This is a genomic window from Enterobacter sp. RIT637, assembly GCF_019718755.1.
GTDB lineage: Bacteria > Pseudomonadota > Gammaproteobacteria > Enterobacterales > Enterobacteriaceae > Enterobacter.
On sequence record NZ_JAIHAZ010000002.1, the window covers coordinates 322,068 to 343,162 of the forward strand.

At 53.2% G+C, this 21,095-nt stretch carries 23 protein-coding genes, 1 pseudogene and 1 other annotated feature; of the genes and pseudogenes, 13 read left to right on the forward strand and 11 right to left on the reverse strand.

Annotation, left to right across the window (positions count from 1 at the left end):
* The 3 genes from rluB to rnm all read right to left on the reverse strand — a co-directional run bounded on the left by rluB (position 1) and on the right by rnm (position 2,471).
* Positions 1 to 876: a 23S rRNA pseudouridine(2605) synthase RluB gene (gene rluB / locus K5E19_RS05070; protein WP_008502809.1), complete on the reverse strand. Its 876-nt coding sequence runs from the start codon at positions 874 to 876 to the stop codon at positions 1 to 3.
* 96 nt (positions 877 to 972) lie between these two features.
* Positions 973 to 1,593, reverse strand: a complete 621-nt coding sequence (locus tag K5E19_RS05075; protein WP_003856793.1) for an L-threonylcarbamoyladenylate synthase — start codon at positions 1,591 to 1,593, stop codon at positions 973 to 975.
* Positions 1,590 to 2,471 carry an RNase RNM gene (rnm, locus tag K5E19_RS05080; protein WP_193940674.1) on the reverse strand — a complete coding sequence of 294 codons (882 nt, stop codon included), beginning with the start codon at positions 2,469 to 2,471 and terminating at the stop codon, positions 1,590 to 1,592. Before rnm ends, K5E19_RS05075 begins: the two co-directional genes overlap by 4 nt.
* A gap of 139 nt (positions 2,472 to 2,610) precedes the next feature.
* On the opposite strand from rnm, the gene trpL reads away from it, so the two are divergent.
* From trpL to trpA, 6 genes are all read left to right on the forward strand, one after another.
* A complete protein-coding gene (gene trpL, locus K5E19_RS24360) occupies positions 2,611 to 2,655 on the forward strand; it encodes a trp operon leader peptide (protein WP_106993556.1) in 45 nt (14 codons plus the stop codon).
* Positions 2,632 to 2,726 (forward strand) — a sequence feature (Trp leader region). It overlaps the preceding gene by 24 nt.
* 23 nt (positions 2,727 to 2,749) lie before the next feature.
* Positions 2,750 to 4,312, forward strand: a complete 1,563-nt coding sequence (locus K5E19_RS05090) for an anthranilate synthase component 1 (RefSeq protein ID WP_221550265.1) — start codon at positions 2,750 to 2,752, stop codon at positions 4,310 to 4,312.
* Positions 4,312 to 5,907, forward strand: coding sequence for a bifunctional anthranilate synthase glutamate amidotransferase component TrpG/anthranilate phosphoribosyltransferase TrpD (gene trpD / locus K5E19_RS05095; RefSeq protein ID WP_221550266.1), 1,596 nt, complete (start codon positions 4,312 to 4,314; stop codon positions 5,905 to 5,907). The genes K5E19_RS05090 and trpD overlap by 1 nt, the downstream gene beginning before the upstream one ends.
* Positions 5,908 to 5,910: 3 nt before the next feature.
* Positions 5,911 to 7,269 (forward strand): bifunctional indole-3-glycerol-phosphate synthase TrpC/phosphoribosylanthranilate isomerase TrpF, encoded by a 1,359-nt coding sequence (gene trpCF, locus K5E19_RS05100; protein WP_221550267.1) that lies wholly within the window; start codon positions 5,911 to 5,913, stop codon positions 7,267 to 7,269.
* 10 nt (positions 7,270 to 7,279) lie between these two features.
* On the forward strand, positions 7,280 to 8,473 hold the full coding sequence (trpB, locus tag K5E19_RS05105) for a tryptophan synthase subunit beta (protein ID WP_221550268.1): 1,194 nt from the start codon (positions 7,280 to 7,282) through the stop codon (positions 8,471 to 8,473).
* Positions 8,473 to 9,282 (forward strand): tryptophan synthase subunit alpha, encoded by an 810-nt coding sequence (gene trpA, locus K5E19_RS05110; RefSeq protein WP_023312082.1) that lies wholly within the window; start codon positions 8,473 to 8,475, stop codon positions 9,280 to 9,282. Before trpB ends, trpA begins: the two co-directional genes overlap by 1 nt.
* A 133-nt stretch (positions 9,283 to 9,415) precedes the next feature.
* Here trpA and K5E19_RS05115 read toward each other — a convergent pair whose 3' ends face one another.
* Positions 9,416 to 10,048 (reverse strand): response regulator transcription factor, encoded by a 633-nt coding sequence (locus K5E19_RS05115; protein WP_221550269.1) that lies wholly within the window; start codon positions 10,046 to 10,048, stop codon positions 9,416 to 9,418.
* 617 nt (positions 10,049 to 10,665) lie between these two features.
* Here K5E19_RS05115 and yedE point away from each other — a divergent pair.
* Together yedE and yedF are read left to right on the forward strand one after the other, a co-directional pair.
* Complete coding sequence (gene yedE, locus K5E19_RS05120; protein WP_221550270.1) at positions 10,666 to 11,877, forward strand: selenium metabolism membrane protein YedE/FdhT; 1,212 nt, start codon at positions 10,666 to 10,668, stop codon at positions 11,875 to 11,877.
* Positions 11,874 to 12,107 (forward strand): sulfurtransferase-like selenium metabolism protein YedF, encoded by a 234-nt coding sequence (gene yedF / locus K5E19_RS05125; RefSeq protein ID WP_003856774.1) that lies wholly within the window; start codon positions 11,874 to 11,876, stop codon positions 12,105 to 12,107. The genes yedE and yedF overlap by 4 nt, the downstream gene beginning before the upstream one ends.
* A 43-nt stretch (positions 12,108 to 12,150) precedes the next feature.
* On the opposite strand, the gene ompW is transcribed toward yedF, so the two are convergent.
* Positions 12,151 to 12,783 (reverse strand): outer membrane protein OmpW, encoded by a 633-nt coding sequence (gene ompW / locus K5E19_RS05130; protein WP_221550271.1) that lies wholly within the window; start codon positions 12,781 to 12,783, stop codon positions 12,151 to 12,153.
* A 183-nt stretch (positions 12,784 to 12,966) separates the two neighbouring features.
* Here ompW and K5E19_RS05135 point away from each other — a divergent pair.
* The 4 genes and pseudogenes from K5E19_RS05135 to yciA all read left to right on the forward strand — a co-directional run.
* Positions 12,967 to 13,056, forward strand: a pseudogene (locus K5E19_RS05135) (YkgJ family cysteine cluster protein); the annotation flags it as partial.
* Between the two features lie 25 nt (positions 13,057 to 13,081).
* On the forward strand, positions 13,082 to 13,825 hold the full coding sequence (locus K5E19_RS05140) for a YciC family protein (RefSeq protein ID WP_221550272.1): 744 nt from the start codon (positions 13,082 to 13,084) through the stop codon (positions 13,823 to 13,825).
* A gap of 13 nt (positions 13,826 to 13,838) precedes the next feature.
* Positions 13,839 to 14,378 carry a septation protein A gene (locus K5E19_RS05145; RefSeq protein WP_221550273.1) on the forward strand — a complete coding sequence of 180 codons (540 nt, stop codon included), beginning with the start codon at positions 13,839 to 13,841 and terminating at the stop codon, positions 14,376 to 14,378.
* Between the two features lie 96 nt (positions 14,379 to 14,474).
* Entirely contained in the window at positions 14,475 to 14,870 is a 396-nt protein-coding gene (gene yciA / locus K5E19_RS05150) for an acyl-CoA thioester hydrolase YciA (protein WP_089600589.1), read from the forward strand.
* Between the two features lie 36 nt (positions 14,871 to 14,906).
* Here yciA and tonB read toward each other — a convergent pair whose 3' ends face one another.
* Entirely contained in the window at positions 14,907 to 15,629 is a 723-nt protein-coding gene (tonB, locus tag K5E19_RS05155) for a TonB system transport protein TonB (protein ID WP_221550502.1), read from the reverse strand.
* A 221-nt stretch (positions 15,630 to 15,850) separates the two neighbouring features.
* Between tonB and K5E19_RS05160 the strand changes: the two genes are divergently transcribed.
* Positions 15,851 to 16,147, forward strand: coding sequence for a YciI family protein (locus K5E19_RS05160; RefSeq protein WP_089600585.1), 297 nt, complete (start codon positions 15,851 to 15,853; stop codon positions 16,145 to 16,147).
* Between the two features lie 39 nt (positions 16,148 to 16,186).
* On the opposite strand, the gene K5E19_RS05165 is transcribed toward K5E19_RS05160, so the two are convergent.
* From K5E19_RS05165 to K5E19_RS05185, 5 genes are all read right to left on the reverse strand, one after another.
* Positions 16,187 to 17,140, reverse strand: coding sequence for a helix-turn-helix domain-containing GNAT family N-acetyltransferase (locus tag K5E19_RS05165; protein ID WP_221550274.1), 954 nt, complete (start codon positions 17,138 to 17,140; stop codon positions 16,187 to 16,189).
* Positions 17,141 to 17,450: 310 nt separating this feature from the next.
* The gene (locus tag K5E19_RS05170; protein ID WP_221550275.1) at positions 17,451 to 18,905 is read right to left on the reverse strand and encodes a hypothetical protein; all 1,455 of its coding nucleotides are present in this window, start codon (positions 18,903 to 18,905) and stop codon (positions 17,451 to 17,453) included.
* A gap of 253 nt (positions 18,906 to 19,158) precedes the next feature.
* Positions 19,159 to 19,380: a DNA-binding transcriptional regulator gene (locus tag K5E19_RS05175; protein WP_221550276.1), complete on the reverse strand. Its 222-nt coding sequence runs from the start codon at positions 19,378 to 19,380 to the stop codon at positions 19,159 to 19,161.
* Positions 19,381 to 19,456: 76 nt separating this feature from the next.
* Positions 19,457 to 20,626 (reverse strand): phage late control D family protein, encoded by a 1,170-nt coding sequence (locus K5E19_RS05180; protein WP_221550277.1) that lies wholly within the window; start codon positions 20,624 to 20,626, stop codon positions 19,457 to 19,459.
* On the reverse strand, positions 20,623 to 21,087 hold the full coding sequence (locus K5E19_RS05185; RefSeq protein ID WP_221550278.1) for a phage tail protein: 465 nt from the start codon (positions 21,085 to 21,087) through the stop codon (positions 20,623 to 20,625). Before K5E19_RS05185 ends, K5E19_RS05180 begins: the two co-directional genes overlap by 4 nt.
* Positions 21,088 to 21,095 lie beyond the last annotated feature (8 nt).

Consider the following 21,095-nt stretch of genomic DNA (forward strand, 5'->3'; position numbering starts at 1 on the left):
TTAACCGTTGTTATTCCGGCTGCCAGAGCGGCGATTGCTGCTGACCTGGCTGTGACGCTTCACCGCACGGCGAATCTGGTTCGCCTTCATGCGACGACGATCTTTTTCAACCGCCACTTTAGACGTGGTTTCCGGCGTCAAGCCGACCAGCTCGCGAAGGTAGTTGGTTTGGGTCAGATCCAGTTCAGTATAGCCACCGCGTGGCAGCCCTTTCGGCAGCAGAATGTCGCCGTAACGGACACGGATCAGACGGCTCACCTGGACGCCTACCGCTTCCCAGAGACGACGCACCTCGCGGTTACGGCCTTCGGTCAGGGTCACGTTGTACCACTGGTTAATGCCTTCCCCACCGGTAAATTTGATGGTTTTGAACGCAGCAGGGCCGTCTTCCAGCTGAACGCCACGCGACAGGTCGCGCAGTTTATTTTCATCAACCTGGCCGAAGACGCGCACCGCGTATTCACGTTCCACTTCACGGCTTGGGTGCATCAGACGGTTTGCCAGTTCACCATCGGTGGTAAACAGCAGCAGACCGCAGGTGTTCACGTCCAGACGACCCACCGCGATCCAGCGAGCGCCGCGCAGTTTAGGCAGACGGTCAAATACCGTCGGACGACCTTCCGGGTCGTTGCGGGTGCACAACTCGCCTTCCGGCTTGTAGTAAGCCAGCACGCGACAGATTTGTTCAGCAGATTCTTTCACGGAGATAAGATGACCGTCGATGCGGATCTTCAGCCCCGGTACAATTTCAACGCGGTCACCCAGCGTGGCGATTTTACCGTCCACACTCACGCGGCCCGCTTCAATAATGGCTTCGATTTCACGGCGCGAACCGTGGCCGGCACGCGCCAGCACTTTCTGTAACTTCTCGCTCATTGAGCTTCCTCAGGTGTCGCCTTCACAGGCGTCGAATCAGGTCAAAAGAGGGCTGGGCCCTGCTTTGATGGCCGCGTAGTATATCTGCTTACACCTTTACAAGAAAGGCTTAACATCACCCACGCCTTCACGAATCACTTCCGGCGCATCTTCGGTTAAGTCGACCACGGTAGTGGGCTGCTGGCCGAGATAGCCGCCGTGAATAATCAGCTCGACCACCTTCTCCAGACGATCTTTGATCTCTTCCGGATCGGACTCGGTAAACTCACTTCCCGGCAGCATCAGCGAGGTGGAGAGCATCGGTTCGCCGAGGGTTTCCAGCAGCGCCTGCGCAATCGGGTTCGACGGCACGCGCATGCCAATGGTTTTACGTTTTTCCTGTAACAGACGGCGCGGCACCTCTTTTGTCCCCTTCAGGATGAAGGTGTAGTTACCCGGCGTGTTGTTCTTAATCAGGCGAAACGCCACGTTATCAACATAGGCATAGGTCGACAGCTCAGAGAGATCGCGACACATCAGGGTAAAGTTATGGCCGTCCGGCAGCTGGCGAATACGGCAAATGCGTTCCATCGCCCCTTTATCTTCAATTTTGCAGCCCAGCGCGTAGCCTGAATCGGTCGGGTAGACAATCACGCCGCCTTTGCGGACGATCTCCACGGCCTGGTTGATCAGACGTGGCTGCGGGTTATCCGGATGGATATAGAAAAACTGACTCATACTTCCCTCTCTTCAATTTGCTGCGGCTGTTCCCAGAGCTGCCAGACCGGCTCAACGCCAGCGGGCAACCAGAGCTTGCGCCCCAGTTCGATCCAGGCGCAGGGCTGATGGAAATCAGACCCCTGTGACCCAAGCAGGCCGAACTGGCGGGCATAGGTCGCGAGCTGCGCGCGCTCATTGGGCGCCTGCTGACACTGGGCGACCTCCATCGCCTCACCGCCGCATTCGGCAAAGTGCGCCAGCAGTCTTTTCAGCCATTTAGCAGAAAGATTATACCGCCCCGGATGGGCCAGCACGGCCTTACCGCCAGAATGATGAATCACATCAATAGCTTGTTTTATTGTACACCACTGTGGCGGAACGTATCCGGTTTTCCCGCGTGCCAGATACTTTTTAAAGACGTCCGCCATGTTCGTCGCTTTGCCGGCTTCAACCAGAAAACGGGCGAAATGACCGCGCGTGACCGCTCCGCCGTTCGCCATCTTTTGCGCACCTTCCAGCGCGCCCGGAATATGCGCCTTTTCCAGACGTTCGCCGATCATCTCTGCACGCTGAGTCCGGCGCGTTTTTTGTTCTTGCAAAAATGCCGTAAGTGCCGGATGGTCTATATCGATATTCAGGCCAACAATATGAATCTCATGGTTTTCCCAGACGGTCGAGATCTCGACGCCGGAAACCAGATTCAGCGCCAGCCCGCTGCGGGCAATCTCAGCGCGCGCCGCCGGAATGGCATCTGTCGTATCGTGATCGGTTATCGCCAGCGTGCCGACGCGCATTTCAACGGCACGATGAACCAGGGCTTCGGGAGTCAGCAGGCCATCAGAGGCCTGAGTATGGCTGTGTAAATCATAAATAATGGCGTAGGTGGTATCGCTCAAAGCACTTCCCATAACAGGTTGGAGACATCCGAAAACACCATGATACCGACTTAACGCGAAATTCTGAAATCAAGGGTTGACAACTTGCCATCGAACTAGTTAACTAGTACGCAAGTTCACACGAGAAAGGTATCTGAAAATGACAGCACATTTCACTCTGCACGGTTGGTGGCGTACTTCCTGATCATCGGGCAGTGTCACGCGTCTGCGAAATGCAAACAGATACCCAGCCCGCTACCCAGCGGGCTTTTTTTTGAACAGAAAATGAGAACAATATAATGCAAACAGCCAAACCACACCTCGAACTGCTGACCTGCGAGGCGGCCTATCGTCACAACCCCACTGCGCTGTTTCATCAGGTCTGCGGTGCCCGTCCGGCAACGCTGCTGCTGGAATCTGCGGATATCGACAGTAAGGACGATCTCAAGAGCCTGCTGCTGGTCGACAGCGCGCTGCGCATTACCGCTTTAGGTGACACCGTCACAATCAAGGCGCTGTCAGACAATGGCGCATCGCTGCTGCCGCTGCTGGACGCCGCCCTGCCTTCTGGCATTGAAAACGAACGTCATCCAGAAATGCGTATTCTGCATTTCCCGCCGGTGAGCCAGCTGCTGGACGAAGACGCGCGCCTCTGCTCCCTGTCCGTTTTCGACGCCTTCCGCCTGCTGCAGAACCTGGTCACCGTGCCGGAAGACGAGCGCGAGGCGATGTTCTTTGGTGGGCTGTTTGCTTATGACCTGGTCGCCGGGTTTGAAGAGTTGCCGGAAACCGAGCAGGGTAACCGCTGCCCGGATTACTGCTTCTACCTGGCTGAAACCCTGCTGGTGATCGACCATCAGAAAAAATACACCCGCATTCAGGCTAGCCTGTTCTCTCCATCAACCGCTGAGAAAAATCGTCTTGAGCACCGCATCGCTCAGCTGCAGCAGCAGATGACGGAAGAGCCGCCCGCGCTGCCGGTGCAGCGGGTGGAGAAGATGACCTGCGACGTTAACCAGACCGACGATCAGTACGGCGCCGTGGTTCGCCAGATGCAAAAGGCGATTCGCGCCGGGGAAATTTTCCAGGTGGTGCCTTCGCGCCGCTTCTCACTGCCCTGCCCGTCGCCGCTCGCAGCCTACGATGTGCTGAAAAAGAGCAACCCAAGCCCGTACATGTTCTTCATGCAGGATAACGAGTTCACCCTGTTCGGCGCCTCGCCGGAAAGTTCGCTGAAGTACGACGCCACCAGCCGTCAGATTGAGATCTACCCGATTGCCGGAACCCGCCCGCGCGGACGCCGTGCCGACGGCTCGCTGGATCGCGATTTGGACAGCCGCATCGAACTGGAAATGCGTACCGACCACAAAGAACTCTCCGAGCACCTGATGCTGGTTGACCTGGCGCGTAACGATCTGGCACGCATTTGTACCCCTGGCAGCCGCTACGTAGCGGACCTGACCAAAGTCGACCGCTATTCGTTCGTGATGCACCTGGTCTCCCGCGTGGTCGGTGAACTGCGCCACGACCTCGACGTGCTGCACGCCTACCGCGCCTGCATGAACATGGGCACCCTGAGCGGCGCGCCAAAGGTGCGTGCCATGCAGCTGATTGCCGCAGCCGAAGGCCGTCGTCGCGGCAGCTACGGCGGCGCGGTGGGCTACTTCACGGCTCACGGTGACCTCGACACCTGTATCGTAATCCGCTCCGCCTATGTTGAAGACGGTATTGCCACCGTCCAGGCGGGTGCCGGGATTGTTCTTGATTCTGTTCCGCAGTCTGAAGCTGACGAAACGCGCAGTAAAGCGCGTGCGGTACTTCGTGCCATTGCGACCGCACACCACGCACAGGAGATTTTCTGATGGCTGACATTCTGCTGCTCGATAATATCGACTCTTTTACCTATAACCTGGCAGATCAGCTGCGTGCGAATGGTCACAACGTCGTTATCTACCGTAACCACGTCCCGGCGCAGACCCTGATTGACCGTCTGGCCACCATGCAAAACCCTGTGCTGATGCTCTCCCCGGGGCCTGGCGCACCGAGCGAAGCGGGCTGTATGCCAGAGCTGCTGACCCGTATGCGCGGCAAACTGCCGATTATCGGCATCTGCCTCGGTCATCAGGCGATTGTTGAAGCCTACGGCGGCTACGTTGGCCAGGCGGGCGAGATCCTGCACGGTAAAGCGTCCAGCATCGAACATGACGGCCAGGCAATGTTTGCCGGGCTGCCGAACCCGCTCCCGGTTGCGCGCTACCACTCGCTGGTCGGCAGCAATATTCCGGCCGGGCTGACCATCAACGCCTCGTTTGAAGGCATGGTGATGGCGGTACGTCATGACGCGGATCGCGTATGCGGCATGCAGTTCCACCCGGAATCGATCCTGACCTCCAACGGCGCGCGACTGCTGGAGCAGACGCTCGACTGGGCGCTACAGAAGCTGGAGCAAACCAATACCCTGCAGCCGATTCTGGAAAAACTGTATCAGGCGCAGACCCTGAGCCAGCAGGAGAGCCACCAGCTCTTCTCCGCCGTGGTTCGCGGCGAGCTGAAGCCTGAACAGCTGGCGGCTGCGCTGGTGAGCATGAAAGTGCGCGGTGAAAGCCCGCAGGAGATCGCCGGTGCCGCTACGGCCCTGCTGGAAAATGCCGCCCCGTTCCCGCGCCCGGACTATCAGTTTGCCGATATCGTCGGCACCGGCGGAGACGGCAGTAACAGCATCAATATCTCCACCGCCAGCGCCTTTGTGGCGGCGGCGTGCGGTTTGAAGGTCGCGAAACACGGTAACCGCAGCGTTTCCAGCCGGTCAGGTTCTTCCGATTTGCTCGCCGCATTCGGTATTAATCTCGATATGAACGCCGAGCGCTCCCGCGAAGCGCTGGATGACCTGGGCGTCTGCTTCCTGTTTGCGCCGAAGTATCACACCGGTTTCCGCCACGCGATGCCGGTTCGTCAGCAGCTTAAAACCCGCACGCTGTTTAACGTGCTCGGCCCGCTGATCAACCCGGCGCACCCGCCGCTGGCGCTGATCGGCGTTTATAGCCCGGAGCTGGTTCTGCCGATTGCCGAGACGCTGCGCGTGCTGGGTTACCAACGTGCAGCCGTGGTGCACAGCGGCGGTATGGATGAGGTTTCTCTTCATGCGCCGACGCTGGTGGCCGAACTGCGGAACGGTGAAATTCTGAGTTACCAGCTTGAGGCTGCTGACTTCGGCTTAGCGCCGTATCACCAGGAAGCGCTGGCAGGCGGTACGCCGGAAGAAAACCGTGACATTCTCACGCGCTTATTACAAGGTAAAGGAGAGGTTGCCCACGAGGCCGCCGTGGCTGCCAACGTCGCTATGCTGATGCGTTTGCACGGTGAGGAAGACCTGAAGGCCAACGTTCAAAAAGTTCTGGACGTACTGCGCTCCGGTGCAGCTTACGATCGCGTTACCGCACTTGCGGCAAGAGGGTAAAGAATGCAGACCGTTTTAGCGAAAATCGTTGCCGATAAGGCCATCTGGGTGGAAGCCCGCAAGCAACAGCAGCCGCTTGCCAGTTTCCAGAATGACGTCGTACCAAGCCAACGTCGTTTCTATGATGCCCTGCAGGGTGCGCGCACCGCGTTTATTCTTGAGTGCAAAAAAGCGTCCCCGTCGAAAGGCGTTATTCGTGACGATTTCGACCCGGCGCGTATTGCCGGCATTTATAAGCATCATGCGTCAGCCATCTCCGTGCTGACGGATGAGAAATATTTCCAGGGCAGCTTCGATTTTCTGCCGATCGTCAGCGGCATCGCGCCGCAGCCGATCCTGTGCAAAGACTTTATTATCGACCCGTATCAGATCTGGCTGGCGCGTTTTTATCAGGCCGACGCCTGCCTGCTGATGCTCTCGGTGCTTGACGACGAGCAGTATCGCCAGCTCTCCGCCGTCGCGCACAGCCTGAACATGGGCGTGCTGACCGAAGTGAGCAACGAAGAAGAGCTTGAACGCGCCATCGCGCTGGAAGCCAAAGTGGTCGGCATTAACAACCGCGATCTGCGCGACCTGTCCATTGACCTGAACCGCACGCGCCAGCTGGCGCCGCGTCTGGGCTCTGGCGTCACGGTCATCAGCGAATCCGGCATTAACAGCTACGCCCAGGTGCGCGAGCTGAGCCACTTCGCTAACGGTTTCCTGATCGGCTCCGCCATGATGGAGCATGACGATCTCAATGCTGCCGTGCGCCGCGTGCTGCTGGGTGAAAACAAAGTCTGCGGCTTAACCCGCGAACAGGATGCCCAGGCCGCGTATGAAGCCGGGGCGATTTACGGCGGGCTGATCTTCGTTGATTCGTCCCCTCGCGCGGTCAGCGAAGAGCAGGCGCGTAAGGTCATCGCAGCGGCTCCGCTCAGCTACGTGGGCGTTTTCCGCAACGCAGATATTGCAGACGTTGCGGCAAAAGCCGAGGCGTTATCCCTGAGCGCGGTGCAGCTTCACGGCAGCGAAGATCAGGCGTATATCGATGCCCTGCGCGCCGCGCTGGCACCTCAGGTGCATATCTGGAAAGCACAGAGCGTCGGTGACACTCTGCCCGCACGTAACCTGAACCATGTAGATAAATACGTGCTCGACAACGGCCAGGGCGGCACCGGCCAGCGTTTTGACTGGTCGCTGCTGAGCGGCGAAAAGCTGGACAACGTCCTGCTGGCGGGCGGATTAAGCCCGGATAACTGCGTAGAAGCCGCCAAAACCGGCTGCGCAGGCCTCGATTTCAATTCAGGCGTAGAGTCAGAGCCGGGAATCAAAGACGCCAGTAAGCTGGCCTCGGTTTTTAAAACTCTGCGTGCATATTAAGGAAGAGAAGATGACGACATTACTTAACCCGTATTTTGGTGAGTTCGGCGGGATGTACGTCCCGCAAATCCTGATGCCCGCGCTGCGCCAGCTGGAAGAAGCCTTTGTCAGCGCGCAGAAGGATCCGGCGTTTCAGGCTGAGTTTACCGACCTGCTGAAAAATTACGCCGGTCGTCCGACCGCGCTGACCAAATGCCGCAACCTGACGGAAGGCACCAACACCACGCTGTATCTGAAGCGTGAAGACCTGCTGCACGGCGGCGCGCATAAAACTAACCAGGTGCTGGGCCAGGCGCTGCTCGCGAAGCGTATGGGCAAAACCGAAATCATCGCCGAAACCGGTGCGGGCCAGCACGGCGTGGCCTCCGCGCTTGCCAGCGCCCTGCTCGGCCTGAAATGCCGCATCTATATGGGGGCGAAAGACGTTGAGCGTCAGTCTCCGAACGTTTTCCGCATGCGTCTGATGGGAGCAGAAGTGATACCGGTGCACAGCGGCTCTGCCACGCTGAAAGACGCCTGTAACGAAGCGCTGCGCGACTGGTCTGGCAGCTACGACACCGCGCACTATATGCTCGGTACCGCGGCTGGCCCGCACCCGTTCCCGACTATCGTGCGCGAATTCCAGCGTATGATCGGTGAAGAGACCAAAGCGCAGATCCTCGAAAAAGAGGGTCGCCTGCCGGATGCGGTGATCGCCTGCGTTGGCGGCGGGTCCAACGCCATCGGTATGTTCGCAGACTTTATCGACGACACCAGCGTGGGTCTGATTGGCGTGGAGCCTGCCGGTCACGGGATTGAATCCGGTGAGCACGGCGCGCCGCTGAAGCATGGCCGCGTGGGGATCTACTTCGGGATGAAATCCCCAATGATGCAAACCGATGAGGGCCAGATTGAAGAGTCATACTCGATCTCTGCGGGCCTCGACTTCCCGTCCGTCGGGCCACAGCATGCGTTCCTGAACAGTATCGGCCGCGCGGACTATGTCTCCATTACCGATGACGAAGCGCTGGAAGCCTTTAAAACGCTGTGCCGCAACGAAGGGATCATCCCGGCGCTGGAGTCTTCCCACGCCCTGGCGCACGCGCTGAAAATGATGAAAGAGAACCCGGAAAAAGAGCAGCTGCTGGTGGTTAACCTTTCCGGCCGCGGTGACAAAGATATCTTCACCGTTCACGATATTCTGAAAGCACGAGGGGAAATCTGATGGAACGCTACGATAACGTATTTGCAGAGCTGAAATCCCGCCAGGAAGGCGCGTTCGTTCCCTTCGTCACCCTGGGCGATCCGGGCCCGGAACAGTCGCTGAAGATTATCGACACCCTGATTGAAGCCGGTGCCGACGCGCTGGAGCTGGGTATTCCATTCTCTGACCCGCTGGCGGATGGCCCGACCATCCAGAACGCAACGCTGCGCGCATTTGCCTCCGGCGTGACGCCGACCCAGTGCTTCGAGATGCTGGCGGCGATTCGCCAGAAGCACCCGACCATTCCGATTGGCCTGCTGATGTACGCCAACCTGGTGTTCAATCGCGGTATTGATGAGTTTTACGCCGAGTGCGCTCGCGTGGGCGTCGACTCCGTTCTGGTGGCAGACGTGCCGGTTGAGGAGTCTGCGCCATTCCGTCAGGCGGCGATGCGTCATAACGTCGCCCCGATTTTCATCTGCCCACCGAACGCCGATGACGAACTGCTGCGCCAGATTGCCTCCTACGGACGCGGGTATACCTACCTGCTCTCCCGCGCAGGCGTAACCGGTGCCGAGAATAAAGCCGCACTGCCGCTACATCATCTGGTGGAGAAGCTGGCCGAGTACCATGCCGCGCCTCCGCTGCAGGGGTTCGGGATTTCATCCCCGGATCAGGTCACCGCAGCAATTGATGCTAAGGCGGCTGGCGCCATCTCCGGCTCCGCGATTGTGAAGATCATCGAAAAGAACGTGGACAAGCCAGAGCAGATGCTGGCCGAGCTGAAAGCGTTTGTGACCGCAATGAAAGCGGCGACGCGTAAAGCATAACCTCTCTACCGTCTGGCTTCCTGCCAGACGGTTCCCCTTCCTGGTTATCACTCTTCATGCTGCTGACGTGCGGGCTGCTATTTAAGAACGCGATTAACAGGCCAGTAATGACGAATGCTTCAATTATGCTTTATTAATAACGTTTCCGGGGTGGACATCTGGACTTACCAATTTGTAAAGTACCGGCAGCATGGACCAAATCAGCTAAAGTACGAACCTGCATTTTATCCATAACCCGACGTCGATGGACCTTCACGGTAATTTCTGATATGCCCAGTTCAGACGCAATTTGTTTGTTTTGCAGGCCATTAATCGCCAACTCAAAGGTCTGCTTATCGCGTCGTGTCAATGCCTGATAGTTTTTACAAAGCTCGAATATTCTTTGCTGCTCTAATAAATTATTGGTCGCTTCGATTAGCACATCTTTCACGACATTAATAAGTTGTTCCGGTTCGACTGGCTTAGTCAAAAAATCCCGAACACCTGCTTTCATCGCTCGTACGCAGAGTGGGATTGAGCTAGCCATAGTCAGAATAATTATCGGTATTGTACAGCCACGTTCCTTCAGGGCATCTATCACATCGAACCCGTTAGTGTCTGACATGTTAATTTCAAGTATTAAGCATGAGGGATGATCAACTATGGGGCAGGAGAGAAATTCTTCGGCATTTTTGAAGTCAAAAGTCTGATAACCTTTCGCCATTAACAATTTGACCACAAATAGCCTATAAGCATCATCATCGATAACATAAACAACATCTTCCATATCACTCTCTCCTCACCAGGCCTTCGACGTACATAATACGAACGAAGGCGTCCATTCACAAAATATCTTAGGATTGCCAACTTCCATGTCTGATATCGTTTAATAACCGAAAGTAACAAAATCAAAGACTAACAATCCATATGCGAATATTCTAATTTAGCAAAGGTAATTAGCATGAGGACATTCTGAAAAAATACATGTAAAAGTCGTTTTTGAGCAGCGGCATTGTTAAAACTCAGCTTTCAAGCAAACCCTTTTGTATATATTTGACTCATATCGCGGGAATTATCTTAGCCCTGTCGTTTTAACGCGCAGTTTTTATATCTGCCCGGTGGTTAAGGTGAATAAGATTGCGTTTTTGGTGTTAACGCCGATTCGGGATCCACCCGCACTCTAGCCAGAGTCACCTTCAGAGCATCAGATATATCTACGACTCTTGCTTCTCTGAATTGCGCAGCCGTGTCGAGAATCAAAACGCAGCACGGTTTGATGACTGAGGTCATAAAAAGAGGCGGTATTTTGGAGAAAAGGTTTGGAGAGGTTTTGAGGCAAACGAAAAAGATATATATTCCAGTCTGTTAAATTCACTTACACCTTCTGAGTTCAGAGGCTTATTCATGTCATGGCAATCCTTCAAACAGACTTACCTGGTTAAGTTCTGGTCACCTGTCCCGGCCGTTATCGCGGCGGGCATTCTCTCTACCTACTATTTCGGCATTACCGGCACCTTCTGGGCGGTAACCGGCGAGTTCACCCACTGGGGTGGTCAATTGCTTCAACTCGCAGGCGTGCATGCCGAAGAGTGGGGGTATTTTAAACTCATTCATCTGGACGGCACACCGCTGACCCGCATCGACGGGATGATGATCATCGGCATGTTCGGCAGCTGTTTCGCGGCGGCGCTGTGGGCAAACAACGTTAAGTTGCGGATGCCCAAAAGCCGGATTCGCATAATGCAGGCGGTGGTCGGAGGGATTATCGCGGGGTTTGGCGCGCGTCTGGCGATGGGCTGTAACCTTGCCGCCTTCTTTACGGGTATTCCTCAGTTTTCGCTTCACGCCTGGTTCTTTGCTGTCGCCACGGCAATCGGCTCTTACTTTGGCGCAAAATTCACGCTTCTGCCGTTTTTCCGCATTCCGGTGAAAATGACCAAAGTTAGCGCCGCATCGCCATTAACGCAAAAACCCACTCAGGCTCGCCGCCGTTTTCGTCTGGGTATGCTGGTCTTTTTCGCCATGATCGCCTGGGCACTGTGTACTGCGCTGAATCAGCCAAAACTGGGGCTGGCAATGCTCTTCGGCGTTGGCTTTGGTTTGCTGATTGAGCGCGCGCAGATCTGCTTTACCTCAGCGTTTCGCGACATGTGGATCACCGGACGCACCATGATGGCCAAAGCCATTATTGCCGGGATGGCCGTGAGCGCGATCGGCATCTTCAGCTATGTTCAGCTTGGCGTAGAGCCGAAAATCATGTGGGCTGGCCCTAACGCGGTCATCGGCGGGCTGCTGTTTGGCTTTGGCATTGTGCTGGCGGGCGGCTGTGAGACCGGCTGGATGTATCGCGCCGTCGAAGGTCAGGTGCATTACTGGTGGGTTGGACTCGGGAATGTGATTGGCTCCACCATCCTTGCCTACTACTGGGATGACGTCTCCCCCGTGCTGGCGACGAACTGGGACAAGGTTAATCTGCTGAACACCTTTGGCCCACTCGGTGGGCTCGTGGTGACCTATGCCCTGCTGCTGATCGCCTTTTTACTGGTTATTGCACAGGAGAAACGCTTCTTCCGTCGTGCCACCGTCAAAACTGAAACGCAGGAGAATGCCGCATGAAAGAGATCGTGCCTGACTATCGCCTCGATATGGTGGGTGAACCTTGCCCTTACCCGGCTGTCGCCACGCTTGAAGCACTGCCGCAGCTAAAAAAAGGGGAAATTCTGGAAGTGGTGAGCGATTGCCCGCAGTCGATCAATAACATTCCGCTGGATGCCAAAAACCACGGCTATACGGTGCTGGATATTCAGCAGGATGGACCAACGATTCGTTATTTGATTCAGAAATAATCGATGATATGCGCCCTGAACAGGGCGCATTGAAGAGCACGCGTTAGAAACGATAACCGGCTGAGAACATAAATACCCACGGATCAAGACGGGTACTGATGCTTTGCTGCTGGCCACCGGCTTTGAAACGAACGTCAGTATCAATGTCCATGTACCAGACTGAGGCGTTGATTAACCAGTCACGGTTAATCAGATAATCAAGACCTACCTGCCCCGCCATACCCCATGAGTCTTTCAGGCTGAGGTCGGAAAGCCCGGCTTCTTTACCTGTATCGTTAAACTTCTCATCAAAGAAGGTCGTGTAGTTCACACCCGCGCCGATGTACGGGCGCACCTTGCTGCTGGCATCACCAAAGTACCATTGCGCCATCAACGTCGGCGGCAGATGGTGCACCGTGGCGATATCGCCAGTCGGCCCAAGGCCAACGCGATGACGGAACGGCGTTGCGGCCAAAAGCTCAACGCCGATGTTTTCTGTCGCCATATAGGTAAAGGTCAGACCTAACTGGGTGTTATTGCTGACGTTAAAGCCGCCCATTCCCAGTACGCTATCGGAACCTTCAGTTGGGCGAACCGTTGCCGAACCGGCTCGAATAAAGAATTCGCCTGCTTCATGCGCATACGCGCCACCAGAGAGACTGCTTAAGATAAGGGCTGCCACCGCTAATTTTTTCATATCCGCTCCATCGTTGTGGTTTTAATTGCGGATGAGAATATACTCACAAAAGAGTATTAAGTGATCTATCACAGATCACATTAAAACCAGTAAGTTAACATTCATTGATCTGGATTAATTTTTGATAATCAAACTTAACCCGCAAGGTGGGTTCTACATCAAATTTCTGTGCTGAGCGAAAAATTACTGCCGCTTTACAAAGATATGCTTTTCCATACAAGCCTTGATGCTGCCACGGCACTCTTATCCGGTGTACAATTGCCGGCTAATTAACACCTGCAATACTCAAGGAGAGTGCATGTCTATCACGGCGAAGTCCGTCTACCGTGACACGGGAAATTTTTTCCGCAATCAGTTCATTACCTTTTTACTGATCGCGCTGCTATGCGCCTTTATTACGGTGGTGCTCGGTCATGCGTTCTCACCGAGTGAAGAACAAATTGCCAGCCTGAGCCAGGGCGACCATCTTGCCGGTAGCGTGGGGTTATTTGAACTGGTGCAAAACATGACGCCGGAGCAACAGCAAATCCTGCTGCGTGCGTCCGCCGCCTCGACATTTTCAGGTTTGATCGGTAATGCGGTTCTGGCGGGCGGCGTGCTGCTGATGATTCAGCTCGTTTCGGCGGGCCATCGCGTCAGTGCCCTGCGCGCCATTGGCACCAGCGCGCCAGTGCTCCCCAAGCTGTTCATCGTCATCTTTTTAACCACGCTGCTGGTACAAATGGGGATTATGCTGGTCGTAGTACCGGGTGTATTACTGGCTATCGTGCTCTCTTTCGCGCCGGTAATGATTGTGCAGGATAAGATGGGCATCTTTACTGCGATGCGCAGCAGCATCAGACTGGCGTGGGCGAACATGCGTCTGGTGGCCCCAGCTGTGATCGGCTGGCTCCTTGCCAAAACGCTACTGTTATTATTTGCACCGAATTTTGCCGTGTTAACGCCGAACGTTGGCGCGGTCGTGGCTAATACGCTGAGCAACCTGATATCAGCAGTTCTGCTGGTCTACTTGTTCCGCCTGTATATGTTAATTCGTCAGTAATTGGGATCGTAGAATGAAGCAGTTTCTTGATTTTTTACCGCTGGTCGTCTTTTTTGCGTTTTACAAGCTGTACGACATTTATGCCGGGACGACGGCGCTGATTATTGCTACCGCTATCGTGCTGATTTACAGCTGGGTGCGTTACCGCAAAGTTGAAAAAATGGCGCTAATCACCTTCATTATGGTGGCTGTATTCGGTGGCCTGACGCTGTTCTTCCACAATGATGAATTCATCAAATGGAAGGTCACGGTGATTTACGCGCTGTTTGCGGGTGCGTTACTGATCAGCCAGTGGGTGATGAAAAAGCCGTTGATCCAGCGCATGCTGGGCAAAGAGCTTACGCTGCCGCAAGAGGTGTGGTCCCGTCTGAATATCGCCTGGGCGCTGTTCTTTATTCTCTGCGGCCTCGCCAACATCTACATTGCTTTCTGGCTGCCGCAGAACATCTGGGTCAACTTTAAGGTCTTTGGACTGACCGCGTTGACGCTTATCTTCACGCTGTTGAGCGGTATTTATATCTATCGACACATGCCTCAGGACGACAAGCACTGATCCTCACGCCCGGAACATGCGCGTTCCGGGCTATTTTCTCCCGTTAAAAATCATAGTAGCATCCCGCCTGAAGTCTTCCGTTACGAGTTTAAAACAATGACAACAAATGACGCCCCTCAGGGCGAACTGGTTTTACGCACACTGGCAATGCCCGCGGACACTAATGCCAATGGCGATATTTTCGGCGGCTGGCTAATGTCGCAGATGGATATGGGTGGGGCAATTTTAGCAAAAGAGATTGCGCACGGGCGGGTGGTGACTGTCCGGGTGGACGGCATGACCTTCCTGCGCCCGGTCGCGGTGGGGGATGTGGTGTGCTGTTATGCGCGCTGCGTTAAACGCGGCAACACATCAATTTCCATCAACATTGAAGTATGGGTGAAAAAGGTCTCTTCCGAACCGATTGGTCAGCGTTACAAAGCCACGGAAGCGCTGTTTATTTATGTGGCGGTCGATAACGCGGGTAAACCGCGTCAGCTCCCTCAAACCTGATGGTCAGACAAAAAAGCCTCCTTGCGGAGGCTTTTTTCATTCCATCTGTGCCCCGCCGTTCAGGCGGAAAACAATATTCACTATCAATCCACTGCCCGGCTTACCGGCTTCATAGCGCCATTTACGCATCGCGGCCTTTACATCGCGCTCAAACATATTTGAGGGCTGCGCAGAGAGGATTTGCACGTTGTCAACGCGGCCATCTGAGGTCACGTCAAACTTCACCCGCACACGCCCTTCAATGCGGAGCGCCTGAGCACGCGCCGGATAGGCAGGCTGGTTCCGGCTGAGCGCCCTTGGCCCCGCAGGCGCTGTAACGGTCGGCTTCGCGGTAGTTGCGGTGTTGTTCATTACCGGACGCGAAGGCGCAGTGTTCTCTACCGGCTGCGATGGCCGCGTCTCGACCGGGCGCACTTCGCGTTTCGGACGCTCTTCGACTTTCTTCACCGGTTTAGGCTTCGGCTTCGGTTTCGGCTTAGGTTCCGGTTTGTGGATCACCACCGGCGCTTCCTTCGGGGGTTCCGGAACAGGCTCGGGTTCGGGCTCTGGTTCAGCAACGGGCTGTGGCGGCGGAGGCGCAACCTGCGGCGGCTCGAGATCCGCAGGCGAAACCATGGTCACGGAAATTGGCTGCGCGGGCGCCGGCATTTCAATAACCTGATGAACCGAGGTATAGAGTAAACCCGCCACAACGGCACCGTGAATCACGACAGAAAGCAGCGTCGGCCAGGGAAAGCGGCGAGGTAAATCAAGGGTCATCGAAGTCATAATCATCAACGTTAAAAAACCGAACTCTGATTTTAAATGCAAATAGCAATCATATTCAATAAGACACTTTGTCTAAGCGCAATTAAAGCGCCAGAGCGGCGAAAAAAGGGGCATTTAGATCAGGGTTTTAACATTGTTTTTATCTTTACATTGCAGTCATTTGCCCTTTCACATAACGTAACTGGCACTTTTAACGGTTAAGGAGCTTCGCCGTGCTTTATGTGATTTACTCTGAAGATGTCGCTGAATCCCTGGAAAAACGCCAGTCTGTTCGCCCTGCCCACCTGGCACGCTTACAGCTGCTGCAGGATGAAGGCCGCTTATTGACCGCGGGACCTATGCCTGCGGTAGACAGCAACGATCCGGGCGCCGCGGGTTTTTCTGGCTCTACGGTCATTGCCGAGTTTGAATCTCTGGAAGCGGCAACCGCCTGGGCTGACGCCGATCCGTATGTGGCTGCCGGTGTGTACGAAAAAGTCACGGTGCGCCCGTACAAGAAAGTCTTTTAATACCCCTGGGCTCCGTAAGGAGCCTTTTTTATCGCACCGCTAAACCTGTTTGAACCGGGTAAACTGCTGCTCAAGGATACGGCTGCCCCACTGATCGCCCTCCCACTCTTTCGCGAGCGTAAAGCCAAAGGATTCGTAAAGGCGTCGGGCTGCGGTTAATTTATTGAATGTCCAGAGATGCACGGCAGAAAAGCCCTCGCTGTCGCAAAACGTCATGGCCTCGCTCAACAGTTTTTTGCCAACCCCATGGCCCCGGCAGCCATCATCCAGAATAAACCAGCGCAGATGCGCCTCACCCGGCTCTAAATCTTCACCGTCGATGGCGACAGACCCTACAATTTTGCCGTTCATCACGGCTAGCCAAACCTGATTGCACGGCTTTTCGAGGCGTCCGCTAAATTCAGCAAGCCCCGCAGCGACCTTGGCTTCAAAGAAGCTGCCAAAGTTATGCTCGCGCGCGTAATAGCTGCCGTGCATTTCCGCGATGCGGCCAATCATGCCGGGACGATAGCCTGAGACAATCAAGGGTGCCGCTGGCTGTCGCCCAGCGCCGCTCTCCCGACAGGCCAGCAGCGCGTTGGCGTAGAGCGACAATCCCTGAGAGATGGTTTCCTGCTGTATGGGATCCAGTGATTGTATCGCTGAGATGACGCGCTCGCTTCCGTAGGCATTTATCTGCTCCACGGTCTTGCGCCCCTTTGCCGTCAGCCGAAGACTTTTGGCCCTGGCATCCTGCGCAGAAACAACTTCCTCCAGTTCCCCTGCGGAAATAAGGCGCGACAACATCCGGCTAACGCTGGATTTTTCCAGACCCAGCAGCTGCACCAGCTGACCTGCGGTCATCTCTTTATGCAGCTCAATTTCCACGAGGGTGTGTACGGCCGAGGGCGAGTAATGTGTAGAAGCCAGCGTGGAGGCCATAAAGCCCAGTTCTCTGACCATCAAACGTGACGCAACGCGAATGTCGCTAACTACAGGGGGTTCAGTATGCATGATTTTCTCCGTCATTTAGTTGTACTATACAACTAAATGACGGGACATTGTCAACGACATTAAAAAGGCTCCCTCAGGAGTTTTTGAAAACGCTTCAACATAATGAAATAAAAGGATTTATTTCAGTTCATGTCCACAAATTGACCACATCGATACAAGTAACCCCGTGAATGCGGGGTTTCTATTAAAAATTATGATTAATGGCATCTTCTAAGTGGATGAACAAATGATAACCAATTGCAAATATATAAACGACATTAAAGATATTTTGAACCGATTAATATATAAAGTTGATGTTTTACGGTTTGGTCTAGCCTCTTTTGAACTTCCATCTTAGTGCTAAACCAGAAAGCGCTATAAGAGAGACCGAAACAATGCTATTAAGTACACCTACGAGCACAAATACCATATATGAAAAAGTGTTTTTGTTAGTTAGGAAGTCATTATTCCTCAATACGTCAAAAGGTAAAAAAGTTTGCTTCAATGTAATAATCAATGATTTAATAACACATCCCCAATCTATAGGCAAGAAAATTGAAATTACCGGGGAACTAATAAGTGCATAAATGATTGTAAAAACTGGTATGGATATTAATAGAAAGATTAAAGGCGTACGATAACTCGTACCGTAATCAGAAAACAAATAATATAAGTAATTTGCACTAAAAAATTTAAATTTTTTTTCTTCTCCATTTAACAGGCTCTCTTGTTCTAGTGAGAAAAACATACCCTCAAACTCTCTATTCCTTTGAGACTCCATGATGAACCTTAACGCTCGATAGCACGACGCATCCTGCAAGCCTTTCCGACTGACAAAGTGCTCTTTATTAGGAAACACACTACCCTCCGGAATATTTGAACCCTGTATTTGAGGAGGGGTGGAAAATTTTGTATTAGAGAAATCAACTGCATGAATTATTTTTCTATGCCTAAAGCTAAACTTACGCAATAATGAGCCTATTACACTCATGTTATATATATAATTGTTTTTATCATCATCCTTCTCAATGGTTGAAAGATCTAACCCTCCAACTTCTGAATCTTTTATTATGAGATTTTCAACAGCAATTGAAAATAGCTCAAAATTCATCCTTCCTATTTTTGATTCTGATATATCAAGTTTTTTTATTATCGTGCCTTCGGCAAAATTTAGAAATGCGCTTCCAGTATTAGAATCTGATTCTGATTTCAATTTCAAAAAGCCGCATTTATCCATGTGGATTGAAATTGGTGATTTAATATCTATATTTAGCTGAGAGTTTTTAAAAAAATTACAGCTATTGAAAAATAAACCGCATGGCTCGCCTTTTATATTAGAATTTATGAAAACCTTTTTCATAAAAACTACCTCATCGAAGACGGGTGGTTGTTCACACGTACATTCGAAATACTCGATAATGCACTTTTCAATATCTGGAGAAAGGCGTTCTTCAAAGTTTTCGATTTCATCCTGGTCAATAACAAGGTTACGGCAATTAACCCCCTTAATTTTAACATTGCCAAGAAAAAAATCTCTTTTACAGTTTTCGATTTTAAAAAAACGTCCATCTTTAAGGTTAGAGATCACCGTCGAAACTACAAAAGTGCAGTTTTTAAAAAACACAGAACTTACAGCAATTGGTAGGTCTATTACTTTAGCGGAGATAACAGAACTTTCAATTTTTAAACTTATGTCATCCAGACCGGTTAGAAGCAACTTGACTTGCTCATATACTTCTTCAGTTAGAGCTACATCTATCAATAAAGAATTGTCAATTATTTTCAATTGTCACACTCCCCAAATAATGAATTTTCCCATAACATATCATTGTGTATTTTTTTGATGAATATTACAAACATAAACTATATCCATGATGTAGAAATTCTTGTAGATAGGAGCGGCAGAAGTCGCCGCCATGGTTACAATCTAACGAATGTATGATTACTCTAAGCTACCCATTGATCTTACTGCACTTTTTTAAGGGTGTGAGAATGAGGGCACTAAATTATAACCACATATTACGAAGCTAAATTTTTATTCAAATCCATTGCATTTGTTGCTGACCCGACCTTGACGGGTGGGGTGGTACTGGCATTATTTCACCCGGTGAAACTATAAAGCGTTCGACGGTCTCAGTAGTGACAAACGTGCAACTGCAGTTGATATTTGTGCACTGATGATAGCGCTCTTTAGTCGTGTCAGAAAAATAGCGACTTGTGCGAGCGTGAGCAGCAAAATGGCATTTAGGACAATGAAACATGACGAGCACCTCTTTTAATTTCCGATGCGCTAATTTTAACCATTAAAACCATATATAACAAATACTTAAATCATAATTATTGATTTAACTCCTCGCTTTCATACTCCACATCCGAAACCTTAACCTCAAGCTCTAAGCCCGTCGTGTAGCCGTTCCCGTTAAGGTTATGCACCACCCGGCTGATTATCCAAGCCTGCTCGTCTATAACGCGCTTAAAGCCTTTCACCGCAACCGGCGTTTCAGGAAATAAATCAGCCCTGCCAATAGCCAGCGAGATTGAAAACTCAGCGACGCCGCGCTGCAGCTTGTCCCACTTTGCCTGAGCTGCGCGCATGGCCTGCGCCTTCGTGGCGTAGATGGTCGTCAGCTCCAGCACATTGTCAGATTCACCGGCCATATACTCACCCTCGCGCGCTTCCTGCTCTTTTTTGGCTTTTGCCTTTGCCGTGGTTTTGGTCGCTTTCGGATGCTGCAGCGCGCGCAGGTGCTGTACCTTTTGTTTGCGTTTGAGCTTCACCTTTTGCTTTTGCGGCTTCGGGTCTTTGGTGTGCAGCCATTTTGCCGTTACGCCGGTGTAGGCTTCCCGGTCAGCAATGGCGAACTGATGCCGGTCGCCGTCGCCGCGCTCTACGGTCATTTGCGGGATAGGCTTACCACTGGCCGTCACCGCGCTACCGGCTTTCAGGAATAACAGTTTCCCAAACTTCACCGCGACAGATGCGCCGTTGCGCTCCGCCAGCCTCGCCAGAAACACCGCGTCAGATTCCTGCGTCTGGTCAATGTGAGGCACGGGGATCGCTTTCAGCGTATCCGCCACGCTGGCCGTCAGCTTGTTGCGTGCCGCGATAGTCTCCACAATGACCCCGAGCGTGGTGTCATGCCATGACTGTTCCCTGCGTGAATTAAGTGTCCCGCGAAAATCAACGCTGCGCCCCCGGATGGTCAGCGCATCAGGTGCGCCCCGGTGCTCGATTTCATCGACCGTGAAACTCCCTTTATTCAGCAAGGCAGATCCCTGCCAGCCTAACCACAGCGTCAGCTTTGCACCGCGCGGCGGCAACTCGACAAGCCCGTCGCTGTCATCGAGCTCAATGTCGAGCTGGTCGGCCTCGAATTCGCGATTGTCCGTCATGGTCAGGCTGATTAGCCGGTCGCTGAAATTCTGCGTGATATCATCGCCATCGAGCTTGAGCATAAACGCCGGGGCAATCTTCGCCCCGGCCTGAATATTCTTACCCGTAATCATCCCGCCAGCCCTCCCAGCCAGTTACCGGCAGACGTCACCAGATTGTCGGCCTGCGTTTTCAGGTCGCCATAAATCGCCGCGAGCGACTCATCGACCCGTTTCAGCGAGAGGCTAAACTCGATTCTTCTGGCCGCGCCGTCGCTGAATAATTCGCTGTGCGTGTGGGTCACTTTATCGATGACATACATGCCGTGGATCATGCCCGTTCCGTCAATCAGCGGCCACGCCCTGCCTTCGTCGGCCATCAGCTCGATGGCGGTCAGTGAGAGGCGACCGCCGGTGATTTCGGGGTACAGCACGCCCGAAAGCGTGCGCGAGGTATCCCCCTCCCCGAGAAACTGATAGGCCGGTGGTTTGCCGATGCGGTCATTTGACGCCCAGCGGTAATCCTTCGAATACTGCATTGACTGATGCGGCAGCGTGCGGCGCTCAAACACAAATAAACCTAAAACCATTAACATGCTTTAGC

What these genes read in the sequence shown, in the direction of transcription:
- rluB (WP_008502809.1), bottom strand. Translation starts at nt 876, where the DNA reads ATGAGCGAGAAGTTACAGAAAGTGCTGGCGCGTGCCGGCCACGGTTCG.
- K5E19_RS05075 (WP_003856793.1), bottom strand. Translation starts at nt 1,593, where the DNA reads ATGAGTCAGTTTTTCTATATCCATCCGGATAACCCGCAGCCACGTCTG.
- K5E19_RS05090 (WP_221550265.1), top strand. Translation starts at nt 2,750, where the DNA reads ATGCAAACAGCCAAACCACACCTCGAACTGCTGACCTGCGAGGCGGCC.
- trpD (WP_221550266.1), top strand. Translation starts at nt 4,312, where the DNA reads ATGGCTGACATTCTGCTGCTCGATAATATCGACTCTTTTACCTATAAC.
- trpCF (WP_221550267.1), top strand. Translation starts at nt 5,911, where the DNA reads ATGCAGACCGTTTTAGCGAAAATCGTTGCCGATAAGGCCATCTGGGTG.
- trpB (WP_221550268.1), top strand. Translation starts at nt 7,280, where the DNA reads ATGACGACATTACTTAACCCGTATTTTGGTGAGTTCGGCGGGATGTAC.
- trpA (WP_023312082.1), top strand. Translation starts at nt 8,473, where the DNA reads ATGGAACGCTACGATAACGTATTTGCAGAGCTGAAATCCCGCCAGGAA.
- K5E19_RS05115 (WP_221550269.1), bottom strand. Translation starts at nt 10,048, where the DNA reads ATGGAAGATGTTGTTTATGTTATCGATGATGATGCTTATAGGCTATTT.
- yedE (WP_221550270.1), top strand. Translation starts at nt 10,666, where the DNA reads ATGTCATGGCAATCCTTCAAACAGACTTACCTGGTTAAGTTCTGGTCA.
- yedF (WP_003856774.1), top strand. Translation starts at nt 11,874, where the DNA reads ATGAAAGAGATCGTGCCTGACTATCGCCTCGATATGGTGGGTGAACCT.
- ompW (WP_221550271.1), bottom strand. Translation starts at nt 12,783, where the DNA reads ATGAAAAAATTAGCGGTGGCAGCCCTTATCTTAAGCAGTCTCTCTGGT.
- K5E19_RS05140 (WP_221550272.1), top strand. Translation starts at nt 13,082, where the DNA reads ATGTCTATCACGGCGAAGTCCGTCTACCGTGACACGGGAAATTTTTTC.
- K5E19_RS05145 (WP_221550273.1), top strand. Translation starts at nt 13,839, where the DNA reads ATGAAGCAGTTTCTTGATTTTTTACCGCTGGTCGTCTTTTTTGCGTTT.
- yciA (WP_089600589.1), top strand. Translation starts at nt 14,475, where the DNA reads ATGACAACAAATGACGCCCCTCAGGGCGAACTGGTTTTACGCACACTG.
- tonB (WP_221550502.1), bottom strand. Translation starts at nt 15,629, where the DNA reads ATGACCCTTGATTTACCTCGCCGCTTTCCCTGGCCGACGCTGCTTTCT.
- K5E19_RS05165 (WP_221550274.1), bottom strand. Translation starts at nt 17,140, where the DNA reads ATGCATACTGAACCCCCTGTAGTTAGCGACATTCGCGTTGCGTCACGT.
- K5E19_RS05175 (WP_221550276.1), bottom strand. Translation starts at nt 19,380, where the DNA reads ATGTTTCATTGTCCTAAATGCCATTTTGCTGCTCACGCTCGCACAAGT.
- K5E19_RS05180 (WP_221550277.1), bottom strand. Translation starts at nt 20,626, where the DNA reads ATGATTACGGGTAAGAATATTCAGGCCGGGGCGAAGATTGCCCCGGCG.
- K5E19_RS05185 (WP_221550278.1), bottom strand. Translation starts at nt 21,087, where the DNA reads ATGTTAATGGTTTTAGGTTTATTTGTGTTTGAGCGCCGCACGCTGCCG.